This window comes from Sphingomonas sp. (assembly GCF_040398505.1).
Classification (GTDB): Bacteria; Pseudomonadota; Alphaproteobacteria; order Sphingomonadales; family Sphingomonadaceae; genus Sphingomonas.
Window position 1 is genome coordinate 1 of sequence record NZ_JBBATX010000102.1, and the last position, 8639, is coordinate 8639.

Below are 8639 nucleotides of genomic sequence, written 5' to 3' on the forward strand. Positions count from 1 at the left end.
TAGGTGCAGTATGCTGATAGGCCGAAATTAGGGGCTAAATGTCTGATTCTGGTGGTTAGCTGCCGTTGGAAGAACTGTGAAATTTCGCTTCGCCAATCTGATCCGCGCGAGACGATACGAAGCGGAATGTGACGAAGGCCAGCAGCGCAGTGCTGACGGCGATGATAGCTGGAACAAAATACTGTGGAGCGGTTTGAGCGCCACGGGCGGTTACAAAAACAGCCACGGCTCCGGTCGCAACAATCACTCCCACCGCGCTGCGCGCTGGAGAAGGCTCTGTCTGTGGGTGAATGTGCCGAGATCGCCAATTCATGATCTGACGTAGCACGAGAAGCACGAAGAAAATTCGGTACAGGGCGGATGCTACGTCCGGCGAAATAGGGATGATTTTGTAGGACGCGGCCAGCCATACGCCTCCGACGATCAACGTCGCCGCAGCAATCAAGCGTCCCAAAAGCATCATTAATCTCCCGACCGAGATGATGCTCCTTTCAAGCAACGTCTGCAATTGGGCGTTTGCCGACAGTTCGCTTTTTCGCCTGAAAGCGGATGCTCTATATCACGCGTGGGAGGGTAAAGCGCGTACAACCGATTTGCACTTGTTGAGGTGGAGGACGCGGACGCGTTCGGTCGTGCGGTGCGCCATGTCGACATGGAGATAATCGATCAGCGCTTGCCAGCTCGCCAGCACCGGCTGGACGCTCGCCTGCGCCCGCAGCAGGCGCAAGGCGGTCGCCTGGACGATCCGGATCGCGGCGGCGCTCGTCTCGCCCATGCCGGGAACGCGCATCAAGGCGTCGGCCTCGGCGGTGAACAGCGCGCCGACGCCGCCGAATTCGGCCAGCAGCGCCTTGGCGAGCGGTTTGGTGTCGCGCCGCGGGATGGCCAGCGCGAGCAAATACTCGACGAGTTCATGGTCGAGCAGCCCGTCACCGCCTTGTTCGAGCAGCCGCTGGCGCAAGCGCCCGCGATGTCCGGCATGATCGGGGGCAGGGGTGCTTATCGGTTACAAAGACTATCGTTCCGCGCGCCGCTGCGCAACGGATCGCGCGCCGCGCCGCACAAGAGTTGACACCCCCCGGTCACCTTCCTAAACGAACCGTGAAACGGTGGCCTGATCCGGCCATCGTTGTTCCCCGATGTTCATCGTCGCGGTGCCAACAGCATCGCGGCGTTTTCTTATCAGGATAGCCGCCCTTGGCCGACGACCGCCAGACTGACGATTTGGACGCCCGCATTGCTTCGGCAAAAGCGGCCGGACTGTCGCGTGCTGGCGTCCCGGCACCGCAAGCGAAGGGCTATGGGCAGGGGTCGAAAGTCCTTGCGTTGCTGCTCGGTGCCTTGTTCGGTGGCGGGATTATGGGCTGGGCGCTCGATCAGTGGCTCGGCACCTCGCCCTGGGGCTTGCTGATCGTGCTGACGCTCGCGATCGTCGGGGCATTCCTCAACATCATAAAGATTTCGAAGGAGCGCGCCCAGTGAGCGCCGTAGCGAACGACTTGACTGCCGCAAGCGCGAGCGCCGGCAAAATCGATCCGATGGAACAGTTCATGGTGGAGCCCGTGCTGGGTCGCCATCTGAGCATGTTCGGTTATGACGTGTCCTTCACCAATTCGGCGCTGTTCATGGTCGTCGTGTTCGTGCTGCTCGCTGTGTTCATCTCGGGCGGCCTCAAGCGCCAGCTCGTCCCCGGCCGGTGGCAGGTTGCGGCGGAGGACGCCGTCAGCTTCATCGATAACATGGTGTCGGTGAACATCGGTGCCGGCGGCAAGAAGTTCGCGCCCTATATTTTCTCGCTGTTCTACTTCATCCTGTTCGCCAATCTGGTCGGCGTTCTGCCGCTGTCGATCGTACCGGGGCTGCACACCTTTGCGGTGACGAGCCATATCACGGTGACCGCGATCCTGGCCTTCCTGTCGTTCGCGATCGTGCTGGCGGTCGGGTTCTGGAAGCATGGCTTCAAATTCTTCACGCTGTTCGTGCCGCACGGCGCGCCGGCGTGGCTGATGCCGGTGATCATCCCGGTCGAGTTCGTGTCGTTCATGGTGCGGCCGTTCTCGCTCGCGCTGCGACTGTTCGTCGCGATGACCGCGGGGCACATCCTGCTCGAAGTGTTCGGCAGTTTCGTGGTGCAGGGCTTCAGCGCGGGCGGCGGGCTTGGCTCGGTCGTCGGCGTGCTGAGCTTCATCATGATCATCGGGGTCAGCGCTCTCGAGCTGCTGGTCTGCGCGATCCAGGCCTATGTGTTTGCCTTGCTCACGTCGCTGTACCTTCACGACGCGGTGCACCTGCACTAAAGTTTTCAACAACCACTTTACCGTATTTCTAGGGAGTTAATCATGACTGATCTTGGTGCAATGTACATCGGTGCCGGCCTGGCAGCGATCGGTGTCGGTCTCGCGGCGCTCGGCGTGGGCAATGTGTTCGGCTCGTTCCTCGAAGGCGCTTTGCGTAACCCCGGCGCAGCAGACGGCCAGCAGGGTCGCTTGTTCATCGGCTTCGCGGCATCCGAGTTGCTCGGCCTGATCGCGTTCGTCGTTGCGATTCTCATCCTCTTCGTCGTCAAGTAAGAGCGAGCGCGTCCAATGCCGCAGCTTTCCCAAATCGGTGAGATTTACGCTTCGCAGCTGTTCTGGCTCGCGATCGTCTTCGCGCTGATCTATTTCGGGATCGGCAAGGCGATGGTCCCCAAGATCGAGAAGACGGTCGACGACCGTAACGCTCGCATCCAGGGGGACATCGCTGCGGCAGAGGGCGCGCGCGCGACCGCGCTCGCCTCCGAGCGTGAGTATCAGGCCGGGCTCGACTCCGCCCGCAGCACGGCGACCGTCGCCATCGTTGCGGCCAAGACGCGGGTTACCGCCAGCACCGAGGCCAGCCTGAAGACGAGCGATGCGGCGATGGCGGCGCAGATTGCGATCGCCACGGCCCACATCGACAGTTCCAAGACGGCGGCACTCGCCGAAATCGAAACGGCGACCACCGATGCGGTCGCGCAGATCGTCGCCAAGCTTTCGGGCGTGGCGGTCGATCGCGCGACGATCGCGACGCGGGTCAAGGCAGAATTAGCACATGGTTAATCCCGGGGCTGAGGCCACCACGCTCAACACCGTTGCGCAGACCGGCGTTGCCGAATTGCACCACGAACCCGCCTTTTTAGGCGTCACGGCGGCGGGGTTCGTCGCGCTGTCGATGCTGGTCGTGATCGGCATCATGATCTGGCAAAAGGTGCCCAAGATGATCGCGGGCGCGCTCGATGCGCGGATCGCGACGATCCGGAACCAGCTCGACGAAGCGTCGAAGCTGCGGGCCGAAGCCGAGGCGCAGCTCGCCGAAGCCAAGGCGCGCAACGCCGGCAGCGCCGGGGACGCTGCCGCGATCGTCGCACAGGCCGAAGCCGAAGCCGCCGCGATGCTCGCCAAGGCCGAAGCCGATCTGACCGACCTGATCGCGCGCCGTCAGACGATGGCCGAGGACAAGATCGCCGCCGCCGAGCGCGGCGCGATTGCCGAGGTCCGCGCGCTCGCCGCCGATGCGGCAACGCGGGCCGCTGCGGCGATCATCGCCGAGCGCCACGGCGCCGATGCCGACAAGGCGCTGGTCGATCGCACGATCGCCGGGCTCGGCCGCCTCAACTGACGCCTGACGACCCCGCGCGATGCCGGGGTCCATTTCGTTTCGCTACTGATCCGGCTACACACCGGATTGCGGCGATTCGCGCCGCTTTTCTTTTCGAAAGACGCTCCCCCATGAAGTCTGTCATCCTCGCCGCGATCGTTGCCCTGACGGCTGCCCCGCTCGCCGCCCAGACGACCCCTGCGCCCGCCGCGCCTGCGGTTGCCGCGCCCGCTGCGCCCGCCGCCGAAGGCACCGCGAAGTTCACGCTCGACACGCCGATCGAGACGATCGCCGCCGATCCTGCCGCCAAGGCGGTGCTCGACACCGATTTGCAGAACATCACGTCGCACCCGATGTACGACCAGTTCAAGGGCATGTCGCTCAATCAGGTCCAGCCGATGTCGCAGGGCGCGCTGAGCGATGCGGCACTGGCCAAGGTCAAGGCCGACCTCGCCGCGATCAAGTAAACCGGTAGCCGGGCAGGGCTTCAGGCCTTGCCCGGCGTCACCCAGCGGCCGCGGTCGCGCCAGATCGCGGGAAGCTCTGCCCAGGTCGGTGGCGCATCGGCCTCATATCCCGTCACCGCCCCCGTGGCGATGCCGTGGAACGCGCGCATCGCTTGCAGATGCGCGCCGCTGCGCAGATATTTCAGCATTGCCGCCCGGTCGCTCCACACCGTGAGCGTGTGGTGGATGCCGTCGATCAGCCGTGCATCGGCCGAGATATTGCCGGGCGCGCGCTACGCCTGCGCCATCGAGCGCAGCGCATGCCACCAGAAACGCGGCGCGGAGAGTGGGCCGTTGAGCTTGAGCCCGGTGATCGAGATATACATAACCGCGCCCATAGCAGCGCGCGGCGGCGGATTATAGCGATGAAGGGCGTGGCATCCGTCCGCGCGAATGCCTAGATCAAACGATAATGTCCGATCCCAACGCCCCGACCCGCTTCAACGAAGACCAGGCCACTTACACCGTCCGCGGCAGCGATGCGCCCGATCTCGAAGCGGGGATCGCCGCGATCCGCAACGTGCTGGCGACGCTCCCCGTCCGCCCCGGCGTCTATCGGATGCTCGATGCGCGCGGCGACGTGCTGTATGTCGGCAAGGCCAAGGCGCTCAAGAACCGCGTGACCAATTACACGCAAGTCGAGCGCCTGACCAAGCGGCTCCAGCGGATGGTGGCGCAGACGCGCAGCATGACGATCGTCACCACCAATAATGAGGCCGAGGCGCTGCTGCTCGAAGCGCAGCTGATCAAGCGCTATCGCCCGGCGTACAATGTGCTGTTGCGCGACGATAAGAGCTTTCCGTTCATTCTGTTGCGCGTCGATCATGACTTCCCGCGCATCCAGAAACATCGCGGCGCACGGCGCGCGAAGGGCAATTATTACGGGCCGTTCGCCAGCGCCGGGTCGGTCAACAACACGCTCAACGCGTTGCAGAAATTGTTCCTGCTGCGCAGCTGCACCGACGGCTTTTTCAAGAATCGCGATCGCCCGTGTCTGCTCTATCAGATCAAGCGCTGTTCGGCGCCGTGTGTCGGGCGGATCGATCCGGACGGCTATGCCGAACTGGTGAGTGACGCCAAGGCGTTTCTGGCGGGCAAATCGACGCAAGTGCAGGCCAAGCTGGGCGGGCAGATGGAGGCGGCGGCGGCGGCGATGGATTTCGAGCTTGCCGCGATCCTGCGCGACCGGCTGCGCGCGCTGACCTTCATTCAAGGCTCGCAGGCGATCAATGCCGAGGGGATGGGCGATGTCGATATCTTCGCGATGGCGAACAAGAATGGCGTGATCGGCATCCAGGCGTTCTTCATCCGCGGTGGGCAGAATTGGGGGCATCGCAGCTTCTTCCCGGCGCACACCGCCGACGTGCCCGAGGACGAGATTTTCACCGGCTTCCTCGCGCAATTTTATGAGGAAGTGCCGCCGCCCAAGACGATCTTTCTCGACCGCGAGTTGGAGGAGGGGGCGTTGCTCGGCGAGGCGCTGGGGGCGGGGGTTGGCTTCAAGGTGTCGCTGTCGATGCCGCAGCGCGGGACGCGGCGGCGGTTGCTCGATCAGGCCAAGCGCAATGCCGAGGAAGCGCTCGACCGGCGGCTGGCGGAGAGCACGACACAGGCCAAATTGCTGCGCGAAGTCGCCGAACTGTTCGATCTGGCCGAGCCGCCGCAGCGTATCGAGATTTACGACAACAGCCATATTCAGGGCACCAATGCGGTCGGTGCGATGGTCGTCGCGGGGCCCGAGGGCTTCCGCAAGGGGCAGTATCGCAAGTTCAACATCAAGAACCCCGAGACGATCCCCGGCGACGATTTCGGGATGATGCGCGAAGTGTTCCAGCGGCGCTTTGCGCGGGCCCAGAACGAGGACCCCGATCGCGACGCGGGCGACTGGCCCGATCTGGTGCTGATCGACGGCGGGCGCGGGCAATTGAACGCGGTGAAGGCGGTGCTCGAGGAAATGGGGATCGAGGACGTGTGCCTGGTCGGCATCGCCAAGGGGCCGCTGCACGGGCGCGACGGGCGCGAGGTGTTCCACTTGCTCGACGGGCGCGAGTTCCAATTGCCGGTCAACGCGCCGGTTTTGTTCTACCTCCAGCGGCTGCGCGACGAAGTGCATCGGTTTGCGATCGGCGCGCACCGGGCGAAGCGGGCGAAGGCGATTGGGGCGTCACCGTTGGACGATGTGCCGGGGATCGGTCCGGCGCGGAAGAAGGCGCTGCTGATGCACTTCGGGACGGCGCGGGCGGTGCGTGGGGCGAGTTTGGAGGATTTGCAGAAGGCGCCGGGGGTGAGCGCGGCGGTGGTGCAGCAGCTTTATGACTTTTTCCATGCACGGTGAGGGGGTTGGGGGGTGATCTTCCTCCGGCGTGTTGGGGTCGGGTGGGCTTAAAGTCATACTTGAGTCGCACCATCGAGCGTTGATGCAGTCTGCTTAAAGTCACACGAGTCGCACTATCGAGCATCGATACGGCGCCGGGAGCGTGGGCCTTGAAGGGGCGGGCAGGATCGGCGGTTTGAAAGAGCGGACCCAGCATAACACGGCGTTGTAGGTGTAGGACACCATTGGCCGGGAGTGCGTGCTTGTACGCGTGCTTGTACGGTGCCTACGATTATAGTATGATTGAACCATGGCCACCACGACCGCCCGCCGCCGCCAGCAACCGATCACGATCCGCTCTACCAAGGCGGCGGAGAGGCTTGCGCTGCTGACGCGCGATGGGCGCAGTCAGGCGCAAGTGATTGAGGAAGCGCTAGAGCGGATGCCCTTGCCACCGCCGAGCGATCGGGAGGCGATTATCGCCGAGATACACGCAATCTTGGACTCGGTGCCGAAGCGTAAATACCCGACGATGGCCGAGATCGACGACGAACTATACGACGAGTACGGACTGCCGCGTTGATCGTCGATACATCGGCACTGATCGCTGTGCTGGCCGAGGAAGTTGGCTACAAGCGGCTGCTTGTGGCATTGCTGAACGAACCGGTCTTTCTACCCGCGCCTGCACATTTGGAATTTCTGTCCGTCGCGCGGGGTGCGCGTTTTGATCTTGGCGATCAGGCAGACGCGCTGCTCGCTCGGCTGACGCGTCTCGGCATGGAAATGCTTCCCTGGAATGTTCGTCACGCAACCATCGCCGCAGAGGCACAGCTTCGCTACGGCAAGGGCAATGGGCGTGGCGGCGTGCTGAACTTGCTTGATCTGATGGTCTATGCCGTTGCCAAGGAGCGGGGCGAGGCGCTGCTGTTTGCGGGGCGGGATTTTACGACGACGGATGTTTTGGTGCATCCGGCGAGCCGGGTTGACTGAAACGCTTAAGCGTGATTTGTTCTTGCTATGATCCGGTATCTGGCAAGCGCTTGATAGATATGGGTCGGGACAAGCGCCAATCTGGGCACTGGTCGTGAAATCACGTTTGACCGGAGTTGGAGCGGTGAGCACGAGGAAAGAGCGGCAACAGGAGAAAACTCAGCTTAAGAAAAAACTACGCAACCCGCTCGTGCGGAAGATACTTCAGAACAAAATTGCGAGAGGCGGCGAAGGCACCGAGGTTTATCGACTTGACGATGACGGCTCAGGTAATCCGATGTTTTTTGATATCTCATCGATGCGATCTTGGGCCGAACAAAACTGTGAAATTTTCAGAATGCCGATAGATTTGGATCGAGCGGCTCGTCTTGTTGAGAGTGGCGCGGTTGAACCGGACCACATATTTAACCATACTGTTCGTAACGATCTGAAACCACTTATTGTATGTACGGGCTTGGTCGGGGGCGATCAGATTGTTGACGGCGCTCATCGCTACGTTGCCTTGTGCTCAGGAGTAGTGATGTTTGGGCTAGACCCGCCTGTCCCCGCATACGTGCTTCAGCCAGACGAGTGGAAGCCGTTCATAATTTCTAACGGAGTTGCGCGAGTTTGCGGGTTTTCGTAGCGAAAAAGTCCGAATATCCGCTCACAGCCATTAACCTAAGCCCACCCCTCCAGCACCTGATCCGGCGGCCGGTGACCATCCGCCCACATGCGGATGTTGGCGATGACCTTGTCGCCGGTGGCTAGACGGCCTTCGTAGGTGGCGCTCCCCATGTGCGGGGTCATCACGACGTTGGGTAATGCGAGCAGCCGCGGGTCGATCTGGGGTTCGTGCTTCCACACATCCAGTCCCGCACCCGCCAGCGCGCCCGCCTCCAGCGCGGCGACCAGCGCGTCTTCGTCGACGATGCCGCCGCGCGAGGTGTTGATGAGGTGGACGTGGGGGCGGAGCAAGGCGATGCGGCGGGCGTCGATCATGCCTTCGCTGTCGGCGTTGCGCGGGGTGTGGAGCGTCAGGATGTCGATGCCGCTGAGCATCGCGTCGAGATTTTCGTGCCACGTCGCGGCGAGCTGCGCCTCGAGCACGGCGGGGAGGCGGTGGCGGTTGTGGTAATGGATCGACAGGCCGAAGGCGCGCGCGCGCAAGGCGACCGCCTGGCCGATCCGCCCCATGCCGATAATGCCGAGCGCCTTGCCGCCGATGCGGT

The 8639-nt window shown here is 63.0% G+C and carries 12 protein-coding genes and 1 pseudogene; 9 read left to right on the forward strand and 4 right to left on the reverse strand.

The window, feature by feature from the left end:
* Positions 1–55 precede the first annotated feature (55 nt).
* Together ABWP09_RS11745 and ABWP09_RS11750 are read right to left on the reverse strand one after the other, a co-directional pair.
* Positions 56–460, reverse strand: coding sequence for a hypothetical protein (locus tag ABWP09_RS11745; RefSeq protein WP_353205320.1), 405 nt, complete (start codon positions 458–460; stop codon positions 56–58).
* 120 nt (positions 461–580) lie between these two features.
* Positions 581–1003: pseudogene (locus ABWP09_RS11750) on the reverse strand (JAB domain-containing protein); the annotation flags it as partial.
* A gap of 194 nt (positions 1004–1197) precedes the next feature.
* Here ABWP09_RS11750 and ABWP09_RS11755 point away from each other — a divergent pair.
* The 6 genes from ABWP09_RS11755 to ABWP09_RS11780 all read left to right on the forward strand — a co-directional run bounded on the left by ABWP09_RS11755 (position 1198) and on the right by ABWP09_RS11780 (position 4085).
* Positions 1198–1482, forward strand: coding sequence for an AtpZ/AtpI family protein (locus ABWP09_RS11755; RefSeq protein ID WP_353205321.1), 285 nt, complete (start codon positions 1198–1200; stop codon positions 1480–1482).
* A 56-nt stretch (positions 1483–1538) separates the two neighbouring features.
* Positions 1539–2297 carry a F0F1 ATP synthase subunit A gene (locus ABWP09_RS11760; RefSeq protein ID WP_353205330.1) on the forward strand — a complete coding sequence of 253 codons (759 nt, stop codon included), beginning with the start codon at positions 1539–1541 and terminating at the stop codon, positions 2295–2297.
* A 60-nt stretch (positions 2298–2357) separates the two neighbouring features.
* Positions 2358–2570 (forward strand): F0F1 ATP synthase subunit C, encoded by a 213-nt coding sequence (locus ABWP09_RS11765; protein ID WP_010164404.1) that lies wholly within the window; start codon positions 2358–2360, stop codon positions 2568–2570.
* A 15-nt stretch (positions 2571–2585) separates the two neighbouring features.
* Positions 2586–3080, forward strand: coding sequence for a F0F1 ATP synthase subunit B family protein (locus tag ABWP09_RS11770; protein WP_353205322.1), 495 nt, complete (start codon positions 2586–2588; stop codon positions 3078–3080).
* Positions 3073–3639, forward strand: a complete 567-nt coding sequence (locus tag ABWP09_RS11775) for a F0F1 ATP synthase subunit B family protein (protein ID WP_353205323.1) — start codon at positions 3073–3075, stop codon at positions 3637–3639. The genes ABWP09_RS11770 and ABWP09_RS11775 overlap by 8 nt, the downstream gene beginning before the upstream one ends.
* Positions 3640–3749: 110 nt before the next feature.
* Complete coding sequence (locus ABWP09_RS11780) at positions 3750–4085, forward strand: hypothetical protein (protein WP_353205324.1); 336 nt, start codon at positions 3750–3752, stop codon at positions 4083–4085.
* Between the two features lie 20 nt (positions 4086–4105).
* Here ABWP09_RS11780 and ABWP09_RS11785 read toward each other — a convergent pair whose 3' ends face one another.
* The gene (locus ABWP09_RS11785) at positions 4106–4273 is read right to left on the reverse strand and encodes a hypothetical protein (protein ID WP_353205325.1); all 168 of its coding nucleotides are present in this window, start codon (positions 4271–4273) and stop codon (positions 4106–4108) included.
* 263 nt (positions 4274–4536) lie between these two features.
* Here ABWP09_RS11785 and uvrC point away from each other — a divergent pair, with 263 nt between their 5' ends.
* The 3 genes from uvrC to ABWP09_RS11800 all read left to right on the forward strand — a co-directional run bounded on the left by uvrC (position 4537) and on the right by ABWP09_RS11800 (position 7428).
* A complete protein-coding gene (gene uvrC / locus ABWP09_RS11790; protein ID WP_353205326.1) occupies positions 4537–6459 on the forward strand; it encodes an excinuclease ABC subunit UvrC in 1923 nt (640 codons plus the stop codon).
* A gap of 289 nt (positions 6460–6748) precedes the next feature.
* The gene (locus tag ABWP09_RS11795) at positions 6749–7021 is read left to right on the forward strand and encodes a hypothetical protein (protein WP_353205327.1); all 273 of its coding nucleotides are present in this window, start codon (positions 6749–6751) and stop codon (positions 7019–7021) included.
* Positions 7018–7428 (forward strand): type II toxin-antitoxin system VapC family toxin, encoded by a 411-nt coding sequence (locus tag ABWP09_RS11800; protein WP_353205328.1) that lies wholly within the window; start codon positions 7018–7020, stop codon positions 7426–7428. The genes ABWP09_RS11795 and ABWP09_RS11800 overlap by 4 nt, the downstream gene beginning before the upstream one ends.
* 660 nt (positions 7429–8088) lie before the next feature.
* Here the strand turns inward: ABWP09_RS11800 and ABWP09_RS11805 are convergent.
* On the reverse strand, positions 8089–8639 hold a 551-nt coding region (locus ABWP09_RS11805), incomplete at its 5' end, for a 2-hydroxyacid dehydrogenase (RefSeq protein WP_353205329.1).

Bases quoted from the DNA above. Each gene is read 5' to 3' on its own strand.
- ABWP09_RS11760 (WP_353205330.1), top strand. From the start codon at position 1,539: ATGGAACAGTTCATGGTGGAGCCCGTGCTGGGTCGCCATCTGAGCATG.
- ABWP09_RS11780 (WP_353205324.1), top strand. From the start codon at position 3,750: ATGAAGTCTGTCATCCTCGCCGCGATCGTTGCCCTGACGGCTGCCCCG.
- ABWP09_RS11785 (WP_353205325.1), bottom strand. From the start codon at position 4,273: ATGCTGAAATATCTGCGCAGCGGCGCGCATCTGCAAGCGATGCGCGCG.
- ABWP09_RS11765 (WP_010164404.1), top strand. From the start codon at position 2,358: ATGTACATCGGTGCCGGCCTGGCAGCGATCGGTGTCGGTCTCGCGGCG.
- ABWP09_RS11770 (WP_353205322.1), top strand. From the start codon at position 2,586: ATGCCGCAGCTTTCCCAAATCGGTGAGATTTACGCTTCGCAGCTGTTC.
- uvrC (WP_353205326.1), top strand. From the start codon at position 4,537: ATGTCCGATCCCAACGCCCCGACCCGCTTCAACGAAGACCAGGCCACT.
- ABWP09_RS11795 (WP_353205327.1), top strand. From the start codon at position 6,749: ATGGCCACCACGACCGCCCGCCGCCGCCAGCAACCGATCACGATCCGC.
- ABWP09_RS11775 (WP_353205323.1), top strand. From the start codon at position 3,073: ATGGTTAATCCCGGGGCTGAGGCCACCACGCTCAACACCGTTGCGCAG.
- ABWP09_RS11745 (WP_353205320.1), bottom strand. From the start codon at position 460: ATGCTTTTGGGACGCTTGATTGCTGCGGCGACGTTGATCGTCGGAGGC.